15 protein-coding genes are annotated in these 14,251 nt (G+C 28.8%); all 15 read left to right on the forward strand.

The window, feature by feature from the left end; genetic code table 4:
* The first annotated feature begins 30 nt into the window (after nt 1-30).
* The 15 genes from ftsH to rpmE all read left to right on the forward strand — a co-directional run bounded on the left by ftsH (nt 31) and on the right by rpmE (nt 13,965).
* Nucleotides 31-2,058, forward strand: coding sequence for an ATP-dependent zinc metalloprotease FtsH (gene ftsH / locus NPX79_RS01930; protein WP_381415437.1), 2,028 nt, complete (start codon nt 31-33; stop codon nt 2,056-2,058).
* A gap of 64 nt (nt 2,059-2,122) precedes the next feature.
* Entirely contained in the window at nt 2,123-3,031 is a 909-nt protein-coding gene (locus NPX79_RS01935) for an Hsp33 family molecular chaperone HslO (RefSeq protein ID WP_381415438.1), read from the forward strand.
* A gap of 90 nt (nt 3,032-3,121) precedes the next feature.
* Complete coding sequence (locus tag NPX79_RS01940; RefSeq protein ID WP_381415439.1) at nt 3,122-4,012, forward strand: ABC transporter ATP-binding protein; 891 nt, start codon at nt 3,122-3,124, stop codon at nt 4,010-4,012.
* Between the two features lie 59 nt (nt 4,013-4,071).
* Nucleotides 4,072-5,046, forward strand: a complete 975-nt coding sequence (dusB, locus tag NPX79_RS01945) for a tRNA dihydrouridine synthase DusB (protein ID WP_381415440.1) — start codon at nt 4,072-4,074, stop codon at nt 5,044-5,046.
* Nucleotides 5,047-5,073: 27 nt separating this feature from the next.
* Nucleotides 5,074-6,573: a lysine--tRNA ligase gene (gene lysS / locus NPX79_RS01950; RefSeq protein WP_381415479.1), complete on the forward strand. Its 1,500-nt coding sequence runs from the start codon at nt 5,074-5,076 to the stop codon at nt 6,571-6,573.
* A 49-nt stretch (nt 6,574-6,622) separates the two neighbouring features.
* Nucleotides 6,623-6,919: a 2-C-methyl-D-erythritol 4-phosphate cytidylyltransferase gene (locus NPX79_RS01955; protein ID WP_381415441.1), complete on the forward strand. Its 297-nt coding sequence runs from the start codon at nt 6,623-6,625 to the stop codon at nt 6,917-6,919.
* Nucleotides 6,813-7,304, forward strand: coding sequence for a 2-C-methyl-D-erythritol 4-phosphate cytidylyltransferase (locus NPX79_RS01960; RefSeq protein ID WP_381415442.1), 492 nt, complete (start codon nt 6,813-6,815; stop codon nt 7,302-7,304). Before NPX79_RS01955 ends, NPX79_RS01960 begins: the two co-directional genes overlap by 107 nt.
* A 104-nt stretch (nt 7,305-7,408) precedes the next feature.
* A complete protein-coding gene (gene rpsF / locus NPX79_RS01965) occupies nt 7,409-7,885 on the forward strand; it encodes a 30S ribosomal protein S6 (RefSeq protein ID WP_381415443.1) in 477 nt (158 codons plus the stop codon).
* 27 nt (nt 7,886-7,912) lie between these two features.
* Nucleotides 7,913-8,404 carry a single-stranded DNA-binding protein gene (locus tag NPX79_RS01970; protein ID WP_381415444.1) on the forward strand — a complete coding sequence of 164 codons (492 nt, stop codon included), beginning with the start codon at nt 7,913-7,915 and terminating at the stop codon, nt 8,402-8,404.
* Between the two features lie 12 nt (nt 8,405-8,416).
* Nucleotides 8,417-8,641, forward strand: coding sequence for a 30S ribosomal protein S18 (gene rpsR, locus NPX79_RS01975; protein WP_381415445.1), 225 nt, complete (start codon nt 8,417-8,419; stop codon nt 8,639-8,641).
* 106 nt (nt 8,642-8,747) lie between these two features.
* On the forward strand, nt 8,748-9,914 hold the full coding sequence (locus NPX79_RS01980; RefSeq protein ID WP_381415446.1) for a hypothetical protein: 1,167 nt from the start codon (nt 8,748-8,750) through the stop codon (nt 9,912-9,914).
* 54 nt (nt 9,915-9,968) lie between these two features.
* Entirely contained in the window at nt 9,969-11,537 is a 1,569-nt protein-coding gene (locus tag NPX79_RS01985) for a dicarboxylate/amino acid:cation symporter (RefSeq protein ID WP_381415447.1), read from the forward strand.
* Between the two features lie 34 nt (nt 11,538-11,571).
* Entirely contained in the window at nt 11,572-12,915 is a 1,344-nt protein-coding gene (locus NPX79_RS01990; RefSeq protein WP_381415448.1) for an FAD-dependent oxidoreductase, read from the forward strand.
* 1 nt (nt 12,916) lies between these two features.
* Nucleotides 12,917-13,564 carry a nitroreductase family protein gene (locus tag NPX79_RS01995; RefSeq protein WP_381415449.1) on the forward strand — a complete coding sequence of 216 codons (648 nt, stop codon included), beginning with the start codon at nt 12,917-12,919 and terminating at the stop codon, nt 13,562-13,564.
* Between the two features lie 68 nt (nt 13,565-13,632).
* Nucleotides 13,633-13,965 (forward strand): 50S ribosomal protein L31, encoded by a 333-nt coding sequence (rpmE, locus tag NPX79_RS02000; protein WP_381415450.1) that lies wholly within the window; start codon nt 13,633-13,635, stop codon nt 13,963-13,965.
* The last annotated feature ends 286 nt before the right edge of the window (nt 13,966-14,251 follow it).

Genomic DNA, 14,251 nt, shown 5'->3' on the forward strand with positions numbered 1-14,251 from the left:
TTTTATAAAATACAAGAAAGAGGTACTTAAATGAATAGTAACAACAGCGGAAATAACACTGCTAGAAAAAGAATGTGATTGGGGGTTTTCAGTTTAATTCTTTTTATCGTGTTAATCGTTGCGATTGTACTTTTATGACTTAGAAGTGATGTAACTAAAATATCACAAGGAGACATGGAAAAAGTAGTAGAAAACGGCGAATATAACGATACTGAGATTGATCGCATCACAGTAACGGCCAAATCTGGTAGAAACACAGTTGCAATAGAAGGAGAAATCCAATTTCAAGGACAAGTATTAAAATACAGTTCTGAATGATCAAGAGATGCTTTTGACGCTTTTTCTTTTTACACAATTGAAAACCCTGAAGGGGTTGTTGAATATCATAACCGCTGAGAAGAAGAGTTGGGAAATAAATTATATGGTGGATTTAATGTAATCGATCGTGAATATGTACCAGCATGACAATCAATGTTAATGCAGTGAGTACCATTTGTGTTAATAATAGGTCTTGGAACATTCTTTATGTTTAGAATGATGTCAAGAGCCGGTGGTGGAGCCGGTGGTGGTAATCCATTCACAATGGGTAAAAATAAAGCAAAAGAAATTAAATCTAATGTTAAATTTACAGACATTGCTGGAATTCAAGAAGAAAAAATAGAATTATTAGAACTTGTTGATTACTTGAAAAACCCAGGAAAATACTCAGAAATGGGAGCAAGAGCACCTAAAGGGGTATTAATGGAAGGTCCGCCAGGAACTGGTAAAACATTATTAGCAAAAGCTGTAGCTGGAGAAGCTGGAGTACCATTCTTCTCAATTTCAGGTTCAGAGTTTGAAGAAATGTTCGTTGGGGTTGGAGCTTCTCGTATTAGAGAAATGTTTAACACAGCAAAAAAAGCAGCGCCATGTATTATCTTTGTGGATGAAATTGATGCTGTTGGGCGTAAACGTTCAAATTCAATCGGAACAGGAACAAGTGAACAAACACTTAACCAATTATTGGTTGAAATGGATGGATTTGGAACAAACTTAGGGGTTATTATTATGGCCGCAACTAATAGAGTTGATGTATTAGATCCTGCTTTGTTAAGACCTGGTCGTTTTGACCGTCAAATTCAAATTTCATTACCAGATATTAATGAGCGTGAAGCAATCTTAAAACTACATGCTAGAAATAAAAAAGTATCATCTGAAATTGATTTTCGCCGTATAGCAGAAAGAACACCTGGTTTTTCTGGAGCGCAATTAGAAAACGTATTAAACGAAGCATCAATTTTATGTGTTAGAAAAGATCTTAAATTAATTACTGTAAAAATAATCGATGAAGCGATTGATCGTGTAGTTGGGGGACCAGCCAAAGAATCAAGAAAATATTCTGTTATTGATAAAAAAATTGTTTCTTACCATGAAGCTGGTCATGCATTAATTGGAGTTAGATTAGATGCTGCAAGTAAAGTTCAAAAAGTTACAATTATTCCACGTGGACAAGCTGGTGGATATACAATTATGACACCAAAAGAAGAAACAATGTTTCATAGTAAAGAAAACTTGTTTGCAACAATTACTGGTTATTTAGGTGGGCGTGCATCAGAACAAATTATTTTTGGAAAAGATCGCATTACAACAGGAGCTCATGATGACTTAGAAAAAGCAACAAGAATTGCAAGAAACATGGTAACTGAATATGGAATGTCTAGTTTAGGGCTATCACAATTAGAATCTGTTAAAGATGAATATATGGGAGCACAAAAACGTTATTCTGAAGCTGTTTCTGCAAAAATAGATGCAGAAGTAAATAAGATTTTAGATGAATGTTTTGTAAAAGCTTTAAAAATTATTGAAGAAAACCGTAACTTACTAGACTTAATTGCAGAAAGTTTACGTATTTTAGAAACAATTACAGCAGAACAAATTGAGTATATAAGTGAAAACTTAGATTACCCACACGCTGTTAAAGAACAACAAGAACGTGATAAAGAATATAATGAGAAAAAATCACGTGGTGAAGTTTTAGAAATAAAACCGAAAAAAGCTAAAAAGACAGATAAAAACTAATAAATAAAAACCGTTTAGGTTTTTTATTTTTATTTAAATTATAAATTTCAAGGGAGACAAACTTATGGCAAATATAACAAAGGCAACTAGTAAAAAGTATAATATTAGATACACAGTTATTGATGGAACTGATATGGTAAATGAAATGTTAAAAACATTACAAATATCACCATTAGCTACAGTAGCTTTAAGTCGTGCAATGTTTGCTGGGACTTTAATTGCTGTTGATGAAAAATCAAAATGAAATGCTCATTCTTTTGTTTTAAATGGAAATGGAATTTTAGGTAAAATCTATGTTGATTATTTTGACAAACAAACTAGAGTAACTTGTGCAAATCCATATTATGATCATAAATTAGTTGATAATGCTAAAGGAAACTTAGTTTCACAACTTGTAGGAACGACTGGAATTTTAAAAGGAATTAGATTCAATGAACACAACAAACCTTTCGAAACAAACGTGCCAATAATTTCTGGAGATGTTGATTTAGATTTTGCTTATTATTTAAACCAAAGTGATCAAATTAAATCTGTAATTGCAAGTTCAATAAAAATAGCGCCAACACCTTTTAAAGTTGAAGGAGCCAAAGGTTTTTTAGCTCAACTATTACCAGGATTTACGGATGTTGATATAGAGTTTTTAGAAAGTAAAATTACAAATTTACAAAGCGTAGAACATAAATTACTAGAATTTAAAACTAATGAAGAAATCATTAAGTTCTTAGATGACAGTGCAAAAATTATCGGAACAGATAATGTTGTTTATAAGTGTTTTTGTGTAAAAGATAATGCTAAAAAAGCACTTTCTGCATTAACAGAAGAACAAATATTAGAAACAATTAAATCTGATGGTAACATTGAAGTTTCTTGTGAATTTTGTTCAAAAAAATATCATTTTTATAAAGAAGATTTAGAAAACTTCGACGCAAAAAAAGAATTANNAAAAATTAAAAACCACAGAATAAATAAATAACTTCATGTTAGAAGAATTTATTTATTCTTTTGTTTAATGGTATTATTTAATGGTATTATGTTATTAACATAAATTTATAGAGGTAAAAGAATGTCAAAAAAAGAAACAAACATAAAAAAAGAAGTTAAAGACAAACCAGTTAAAGGTGAAGCTTTAAAGCAATTTAAGAAGGATTTAAAAGATCAAAAAAATTTAACTAAAATTAATTCTAAAAAAATTCTAAAAGGTGAAGTTGTTACAACAGAAAACCACAAACCTAATACAGAAGATAACATTATTGAACTTGTAAACGTTCAAAAGTCATATATTACTGGAGAATTAGAAACTAAAGTTTTAAAAGGTGTTAATATAAGTTTTAAAAAGGGAGATTTCATCGTTATTTTAGGGCCATCTGGTTCTGGTAAAACTACTTTATTAAACATTATTTCAGGTTTAGATAAAACTTCTAAAGGGGATGTTTTTGTTTTAGGACATAACTTAAGTTTATTAAAAGATTCTGATTTAACTAAGTTTAGAAGAGACCATGTTGCTTTTATTTTCCAACAATATAATTTATTAACAAACTTAACAGCAAAAGAAAATGCTGAAGTTGGAGAAAACTTAGCAAAAGTTAAGAATGATAAAATGACAATTGAAGATATTTTTGAAACTATTGGGATGAAAGAACAAATGAACAAGTACCCTCACCAAATGTCTGGGGGACAACAACAACGTGTTTCAATCGCAAGAGCACTTTCAAAACAACCATCTATTTTATTTGGAGATGAACCAACAGGAGCTCTAGATGAAGAAATGGGTAGAAAAGTATTAGAAATTTTAGTTGATGTAAACAAAAAATATAAAACAACAATTATCGTAGTTACTCACAACCCTAACATTGCAGACATTGCAAACACTGTTATTCACGTACGTAACGGACTAATTGATGAAGTTAAAAATAATAAAAATCCAAAATCACCAAGTGAAATTGATTGATCATAAAATAAAAAATAAAAAACAGAGGTTTTTTATTTTTTATTAAAAATTTAAAAAGGTAAGAAATGAAAATAGGTAATATTGAAATAAAAGGAAAAGTTTTTCTAGCGCCAATGGCTGGAATTACAAATCAAGCATTTAGAATCTTGTGTCGAGAACAAGGGGCTGGTGTTGTGTATGCCGAAATGGTTAGTGATAGCGGGATTGTTCAACAAAACCAAAAATCAATTTCTATGATTAAGGTTAACAATGAAGAACACCCAATTGCCTTACAAATTTTTGGTAACAACGTAGAAACTTTTGTAAAAGCTGCTAAATATGTTGATAAACATAGTGGTTGTGACATCATTGATATAAATATGGGTTGTCCAGCACCGAAGGTTGCTAGTAGTGCACAAGCCGGTTCTGCTTTGTTAAAAGATATGGATCGTGTTTATGAAATTGTTAGTGAAGTTGTTAAAAATGTTAAAAAACCAGTAACAGCTAAAATTCGCATTGGATGAGATGAAGATAATATTAACTGTGTAGAAATAGCTAAAACAATTGAAAAAGCCGGTGCAAAAGCAATTGCGGTTCATGGGCGTACAAGATCACAATTTTTTGGTGGTAAAGCGGATTGAACCTGAATTAAAAAAGTTAAAGAAGCTGTTAGTATTCCTGTAATTGGAAACGGCGATATTTTTACCAAAGAAGACGCTAAAAAAATGTTAGATGAAACGGGCTGTGATGCTGTTATGTTGGCTCGTGGGGCCCAAGGAAACCCTTGGATATTTAAAGAAATTCAAAATTATTTGGACGGAATAGAATCAACACCAAAACCAACTATTAACGAGTGGCGAGAAACAATCTTTAGACACGCAACAATTTTGGAAGAATTAAAAGGTGAAGAAATTGCTTGTAAAGAAATGCGAAAAAACTTAGCATTTTATTTAAAAGACAAACCAAACGTTAATGTAACAAAAGTCAAAGCAGTAAAAGTTAATACTATCAAGGAAATAAAAGAAATAATAAACGATTATGTTGAAAACATATATAATTAATATTAATACAAGGAAAAGGAATAAATAATATGAGTCAAAGANCATTTTTCAGAACAAGAAATTATTAGAAGAGAAAAATTAGCAAAGTTAGAAGCTGAAAATAAATATCCGTTTTTAATTGCAAAATTTGGTAGAACACATCAAACAAATGAATTAATTAAGGAGTTTGAAAGTTTCTCAAAAGAAGAATTAAAAGAAAAAAATGTTGTTGTTAAAATTGGTGGAAGAATAAGAGCTTTTAGAGAAGCTGGTAAAGCTGTTTTTGCTTTAATTCAAGATCAATATGGAACAATTCAACTATACATTAGACAAGATGTTGTAGGTCAAGATATGTACAAGGATATTTTAGACTTAGATCTTGGAGATATAATTGGAGTTGAAGGTTCAATGATGAAAACAAACACAAATGAATTAACTATTCGTGTGGAAAAATTATCATTGTTATCAAAAGCTTTAAAACCATTACCAGATAAACACCATGGGATGACTGATGTTGAAGAAAGATATCGTCGTCGATACGTTGATTTAATTATGCGTCCAGAAACAAAAGATGTTTTCTTAAAGAGAGCTAATGTTATTAAATATATGCGTGAATTCTTAGACACAAAAGGATTTATTGAAGTTGATACACCAATTTTACAAGTTATCCATGGTGGAGCTAATGCTAAACCATTTACAACTCATCACAACGCTTTAGATATGGATTTATATTTAAGGATTGCTACAGAACTACACTTAAAAAGATTAGTTGTTGGTGGATTTGAAAAAATATATGAAATTGGACGTATTTTTAGAAATGAAGGAATGTCAACTCGTCATAATCCAGAGTTTACTTCAATTGAGTTATATGCAGCATTTGAAGATGTAGAATATGTTATGAATATTACAGAAAATGTTATTAGATATATTTCAGATAAAATAACAAAAAAAGAATCTGTGATGTACAACGACAAAGAAATATTTTTAGGTAAAAAATTTGCTAGAGTTCATATGGTAGATGCTATTAAAGAAGTTACTGGCGAAGATTTTTGAAAAGTTTACAAATTAGAAGATGCTTTAAAAATAGCAAAAAAACATAATGTTAAAGTAGATAAATTTAATCGTTCTGTTGGACAAATTATTAATATTTTCTTTGAAGAATTTTGTGAAGAAAAAATTGTTCAACCAACATTTATTTTTGGACACCCAGTTGAAGTATCTCCGTTGTCTAAGAAAAATGAAAAAGATGCAAGATTTACAGATCGTTTTGAATTATTTATTGATGGAAGAGAATATGCAAATGGTTTTTCTGAGTTAAATGATCCAATTGAACAATATGAAAGATTTGAAGAACAATTACAACAAAAAGATCATGGAAATGATGAAGCTCACGAAATGGACATAGATTTTGTTGAAGCTTTAGAATATGGCTTACCACCAACAGGTGGAGTAGGAATTGGAATTGATCGTCTAGTAATGTTGCTAACAGGACAAGATTCAATTAAAGATGTAATTTTATTCCCTCACATGAGACCAAGAGGAAAATAATAAAAAATAGTTTAAAACTATTTTTTTTATGAGATTCAAAGGAGAAATTATGAAATATTGTGTAATAATTCCGGCAGCTGGTAACTCTACGCGTTTCAGTGAAAGTGAAGACAAGCTTTTAAAGTTAATTAATAATAAAAATTTATTAGCTCATACAATTACAAATTTTTTAGAAGATACAAACTGCATAAAAATAATTTTAGTTGTCCAATCAAAAATAAAAAATTTACTATTAGTTAATGATTTATTTAAAGATAAAAAAAATTATTTGAACAGATGGCGGATCTTCAAGAACACATTCTGTATATCAAGGCTTTTTAAAAACTATTGATATAAAAGTGGATAATATATTAGTTCACGATGGGGCACGTCCTTTTGTGTCGATAAATTTAATTAATAGTTTGTTAAAAGAAATTTCAACAAAAGATTTTGCTTTACCAGCTATAAAAACTACAGACTGTATAAAAAAAGTAGAGGATAATAAATTAATAACTATTGAAAATGAAAATTTACATGCAATTCAAACACCACAAGCATTTAAAAAGGGAGTTTTAAACCAAGCTTTTATTAAATGAGACAAAAAAACTATATATAAGGATGATGCGGAACTTATAGAAAAAAACATTAATAGTTATAACTTTTCACTTGTTCTTGGTGAAGATACAAATATTAAAGTAACTTATAAAAAAGATTTGTTTAATAATACAAATGACTTTAACGGTTTTTTTTAATTACTTTTTTATCTATTTTTATGATATTATTAATACTGAGTTAATAATTTAAATATTAATTCCTTGTTCTTATAAAAGAACCAAAGACCGTAAGGAGAGGTAACATGAAAAAATACGAAATTATGTATATTCTAAATCCAGAACCAACTAAATTAGAAGCAGTTCAAAAAAAATTAGAAGATATACTAAAAAGTAACAACGGAAAAATTATTGAAGAAAACGCATGAGGGGTAATGGATGCTGCTTATGTTATTAAAAAACTTAAAAAAGTTTTTTATAAAGTGTTAATTGTTGAAACAACAACAGAAAATATTTTAGAATTTGAAAGAATTTCACGTATTGACGCAAGTGTTTTACGCACACTAGTAATTAATACAGAAAATGAAAGAAACTACATTCAATCAACACAATTTGCAAAAACAGATGTAAGCAAAGATGAGAGAGAAAAACGTGATTTTAAAAAATTCAACAGATTTAATAAAAAAGATAATTACAACAAAGATGGTTACAACAAAGATCATGCTAAAGTTGATACAAAAGTAAATAAAGAAACAGAAGTAGCAAAAAAAGAAAGCAAATAAATTAATTAAACAAATTGAGGTATACAAATGTTAAATAGAGTTTCATTGGTAGGAAGAATAACAAGAGAACTAGAAATTAGAAAAGCGGCAAATGGTAATCCGTTTGTAGCTTTTACGTTAGCTGTTAATAACATTTATTCACAAAATGCATCTTATATTGCTTGCTTTGCGTGAAATAAAACAGCTGAAAACATGGCTAAGTTTTTAAGAAAAGGTTCTTTAATTTCTGTTGATGGTAGACTTACAACAAGAAATACAGAAATTGGTGGGCAAAAAACAACTGTTATGAATGTTGTAGCTGAAAACGTATCATTTTTAGAATCAAAGAATATGGCAAATAGAGTTGATAACAACAACAATTATCAACCAGTAAATAATAATGCTTCAAATAATTATGAAGATGCATTTGATTTACCAACTATGTCAAACAATAGTACTTTTGATAATAATTCAAACAATGACAACAATTCTAACAATTTATCATTTGACGATGATGATGGCTCAATTTTGTGAGAATAGGAGATATTAAATATGCAACCAAAATACAGAAAGTTTAAAAAATTATGTTATTTTAAAAAAAATAACATTGATTACATTGATTATAAAGATGTAAATTTATTGAAAAAATTTATTTCAATAAACGGACAAATTATTCCTAAAAGAGTTACTGGAACATGTGCAAAAGCACAAAGATCACTAGCGACAGCTATTAAAAGAGCTCGTTTAATGGGATTATTACCATATATTGTGGAATAATTATAAATAAACCAAAAAATAACCAAAAAATAGTACAATTACAAGTGTACTATTTTTTTATTTTATTTAAGTGTTAATAAAAATTTGAAGGGTTAATAATAAATATATGAAAAAGTTAAATGATAAACAAATTTTTAATCTAAAGTTAGTTATGATAATTATCGTTTTTTTCTTTTTATTGGCAAGTTTTTATCAAGCTGTTTTTAACCCAAACAAAGTTTTTGAAATGTTGTCTTATGGGGAAAGGGCATCAGTATATTTTTCATATTTTACAACTCAATCCAATTATATGGTGTTAATATATTTAATATTTGCGCTTTTTAAGAAAAAGTTTTTTGGTGAAAATCCACGTTATATTTTAATGTTAGCGACAACAACATATATTTCTTTAACAATGATAGTGTTTTGGGTTGGGATTGCAGCATCTTTTGGTGTTGCAACTTATACTTGATATGAATGAGTAATTACAATTTTTTTACATTTGGTTATGCCAATAACAATGATAGTTAATTATGTTTTAACTTGTGGAAAATCATTTTATAAATATGAAGATCATCATAAAGCTAATTTATTTTTCATATCATCGTATATGCTATTTTATCTAATTTTTGTTTTAGTTAGGGGTCATTTACGATTTTTAGATGACAAACCAGTAGCAACACAGTTTCCATATGAATTTTTTAACTGATATGAATACAACGGAGAGTGAATGCTTTCTGCGGCAATTGTGATTATTTTGTCATTATCAATATCAGCACAATATTTTTATATTTGAATTAATAATGCTGTTTATCATCGAAAACAAGTAAAAATAGATGCGAGAGGTATTAATGAATTATATCGTTTGCGTGTTATTAAAAAATACAACTTAAAAAAAGAAAAGAATTCTATTTTTACTAGGAGAATTTTTATATGTTCTCTTATTTACTCTGTAATAAATTTATTTATTACAACATTATTTTTTGCTGAGGCAATTGTTAACCCAACACCAGAAGATCGCTTTATATATATTGCATCATCTTTTGCTTTTGTGTTAATATTTTTCTTCTTAAATGTTTTATTAATAAGTTTAGGATATAAAAGAAATCTATATATTAAAACTGTATTGGCAATTGTTAATTTAATTTCAATGTTTGTTGCATTATTTTGAATTATTGGGCCAGTATTTGGGATGTTAATTGGATTGGCATTAATCTTTTCTAAAAAAGACTTAGATATACCTCAAGCTAAACCTTGGCTTAATAAAATTATTTCTGCAAAAGATTTGACATAGCAACTACAAACAACTATATAATACAAGTAGGTAACAAAAAAAGAAGGAGTGAATATGACTTTTTTATCGAAATCAAATGAAGACGATAGTATATTACATGGTTTTTTCTCAATATCTCAATGAGAATCACTTGTGTCAATTTTAATCTTTTTTGGATTAATGATTGGTTTATACTTTTTGATTCGTAAAACAAAAATGCGATTTATGTTTCGTGTTTTAATAGCCTTGGGAATAGGACTTGTATTTGGGGTTGTGATTCAAGGGATCAACGGATTCCCATTTGATTCAGCAAATCCATCAAATAACTTAACAAACCCACTATACCCAGATCCAGAAAATCCTGGAGAGTTTCTAACAAATCCAATTTATAAAATGTGAGTTGAAGAACTAGCAATATGAATTGAGTTATTAAAACAAGTATTTATTAGAGGAGTTTTATTATTAACAGTACCAATAGTGTTCTTAGCTATTGCCAAAGCTGTTGCAAAACAACATACTGCAAAAGGAACTGGTAAAGGAACAGCAATTACAATAACATTCTTATTAGTAAATGTATCAATCGCCTTTATTATTGCCTTAACATTAGGTATGGTATTTAAAATCGGTAATGGTTTTGAAATAGTTGGTGAAGGTGATTACGCTCAAGAAGCATCAAAACCACTACCAGCTCTTATTTATGGATATGTTTCTGATAACTTATTTGGAACATTTGTAGCTGGAGCTATTATTCCAGTTATGGTAATTGGGGCATTGCTTGGTTATGCTGTTAAGAAATCAAGTAAACGTCACCAACAAGAAATGGATAATGTTCGTCATGGTTTTGAAAGATGATGAACAATCGTAATGTCAATATTAACTGTATTTATTAAATTAATGCCATATGCTGTTATGTCAATGATTGCAAATGCAATTATCACAAGACCAATTGGTTACTTATCACAAATCGGAATTGTAATAGGGGTTGCTTACTTAGCACTTACAATTATGTTAATGGTGTTTACAGCGCAAATGCCATTATTCGGAATCAACCCAGTAATATGATGAAAAAAAGGTTACAAAATTTTAATTCAAGGTTTTGCAACACAATCATCAAATGCAACACTACCAGTATCAATGGAAATTTTAAGAGATGAAATGAAGGTTAAAGAAGGTATTGTTGGTCTATCAACGCCACTTTCAAGCTCAATGGGATTAGCTGGTTGTGCGGGAGTACAATCCGGAATAATTGTTTCGTTTATATCAACTGCCGGTTTATATGAAATGAACCCAACTAATTTTATAATTGCGTTAATCGTAACTGTAATTGCTTCGTTAGGAATTGCTGGTGTTCCCGGAACTGCCGCTGTTGTAACAGCTGGGGTTTTAGGAGGATTAGGATTCTCTGCATTATATGGACCTGTATATTCAATCATCGGAGCTTTAGATGGAATCTTTGATATGGGTAGAACTGGTGTTAACGTAACTGGGGGAGCGCTTGCTACAACAGTTGCTGGTAAATTAACAGGTAACATCGAAGGAGATGAGTTATTCTTAAAACGAAAAGCTAAAATAGCAAAAATAAAAAAACCACAAGAAAAAATTAAAGAAAAAAATCAAAAGAAAGATAGTAAAAAAGATAATTAATTTATCTTTTTTACTATATTAAGAGAGGTTATATATGAAAATAGTTATCATCGGAGCAGCTACAGGAGGAATGACGGCAGCCGCTAAAATTAAAAGGTCGTTAAAAGAAAAAGTTAAGATAACAGCTTATCAAAAACTAGCATACCCATCACTTGGGGCATGTGGATTACCATATTTTGTTGGAGATAACTTTTCTGATTCAAATAAGTTGATTGCAAGAACTGTGGAAGAGTTTGATAAATCAGACATTAAAGTTCATGTAAATCATGAAGTTGTGAAAGTAGATTTTGTTTCAAAAAAAATTGTTGTTAAGAATTTAGAAACAAATAAAGAAATTGAAGATTACTATGATAAATTAATTATCTCTACTGGGGCGAAAGCAAGAGAATTACCTAATATAAAATATAGTTTAAAAAATGTTTATAAATTAAACCAAATTGAAGATGCTGTGGCCTTAAAAGCAGTAAATGAAAAGAAAAATCAAAACATTACTGTAATTGGTGGCGGGTTTATTGGTCTTGAAGCTGTTGAAAATATGCAAAAAAACAACAACATCACATTATTAGAAGCAACACCAAGATTATCGCAAAAAGTTTATGATGCTGAAATTGGAGATCTTTTAAAACAAGAATTAATCGATAATAAAGTTAATGTTATTACAGATGCTAGAATTAAAAATGTCGTTATTGAAAATGATGAAGTTAAAAAAATTATTTTAGAAGATGGAACAGAAGTTAAAACTGATGCTGTATTAGTGGCAATCGGGGTTGTTCCAAATACTGAATTTTTAAAAGGAACATTAGTTAAATTAAATGAATTTGGCGCTGTTATTGTTAACGAAAAGTTAGAAACAAACATTAAAGATGTTTATAGTTTAGGAGATTGTGCCTTAACATTTGATCGTGTTACAAAACAACAAGTTCATGTACCGTTAGCTACAATCGCATCTAAACAAGGTAAAGTTTTAGCAAATGTTATAATGGGCAAAAATGATGCCTTCCAAGGTTCAATTGGAACATCAATTATCCAAGTATTTGAAGGGCAAATTGCTAGAACAGGATTAACTGAAGACTATGTTGTTGCTAACAAAATACCTTATAAAAAACTATTTTTAAATGGTGTTGATCATACACACTATGTTCAAGGAGCTAAACCAATTTACGTTAAAGTAATTTATAATCCTGAAACAAAAATGATTTTAGGAGCTCAAATATATGGTTATAACAACAGCGTTTTAAGAATAAACAGTATTGTACCATTAATATGAAATCAAACTAATTATCAAACAGTTAGAGATTTAGATTTGCCATATTCGCCACCATTTGCTAAATCATTTGACATTATGAATGTATTATTTGGAATGCTTGGAGGAGAATAAAATGAGTTCTAGAAATTTAACTAATATTATTAATGAAAGAGTTTCTGTTGTTAATTACAATAAAAAACAAAATGTAAGCGAAGACAAGATTTTACAAATTATTGATGCCGGTCGTTTAGCACCAAGTTCTGTTGGTTTAGAATACATTAGAATTATTGCTGTTAGAAACCAAGAATTAAAAAATAAATTAGCAAAAACTGGATTTTTACCATCAAATTCACAAAAAGTTATCGATTGTGATACTGTGTTGCTATTTGTTAGTTCAAAAAAAGAAAACTTTTTATCAAAAGAAACTTTAACAAAAAAATTATCACAAGTTTTTAAAGGCGAAGAGTTACAACATCGCGTCGATGGTTATTTTGGATTTTTAAATACAATTAAAGATTTCGATGGATTTTGTGAATCACACGCCTATTTAACTTCATCATTTGTTGGGTTAGAAGCTGAAAATTTAGGATTGGGAGCAACTTGAATTGGAGGATTTATTCCAAGTGAGATTAACAATATTATTAAAGAAGAAAAATTAGCGATAGATAAGTTTGAAAATACAATATTTACAATGTGTATTGGAGAATATGATATTAATCAACAACCAAATAAAATTAAAAAAAGAGTTGCAATGAAAGATTTTTATAAATTAGTCAAATAAATATATGTATTTCTTAAATTTTATGGTATTATAATAAATGTTGATATTAAAATTAAAAGAGGTAATATATGGCTAAAACAGGAATACATCCAAAATACTTTGAATCAAAAGTAATTTGTACAACATGTAGCTCAGAATTTTTAAGTGGTTCTACTAAAAATGGAGAGTTAAAAGTTGATACATGTTCATCTTGTCACCCTTTCTACACAGGAAACCAAAACTACTCAAATGCAGCTGGTCGTGTTGAAAGATTTAAAAGCAAGTTTGCAAAACAAGAAGAACTTAAAAAAACAGTTGATCAAAAATCAAAAGAACAAAAAGAACTTAACAAAGCAGCAAAAGCTAAAAAAAGAAAAAAATACAAAATAATCAATAGATATTTTGTATTTTTTTTTATATAATTAAGAAACTAAATACAAACAGAAATGCAGGCAATCTTTAAGATGAGTTTTAAATTTGAAAAATTAAGTATTAATAAAAGATCTAAAACATTAATAAAAGATTTATCCTTAACAGCTGAACAAGATAAAGTTTTATCAATGCAGTTTAAAGATAAGAAAAGTTTAAAAGCTTTTTCAAAAACATTGCTAGCTAAGAGAAAACCTTCAAAAGGAAAAATTTTTATTAATGAAGAAAATTTAACAACAGCGACTTTTCGCGATCGTGGAATTGCTTATATAGCACCAT

Origin of the sequence: Spiroplasma endosymbiont of Anurida maritima (assembly GCF_042465095.1) — a bacterium.
Lineage (GTDB): Bacteria > Bacillota_I > Bacilli_A > Mycoplasmatales > Mycoplasmataceae.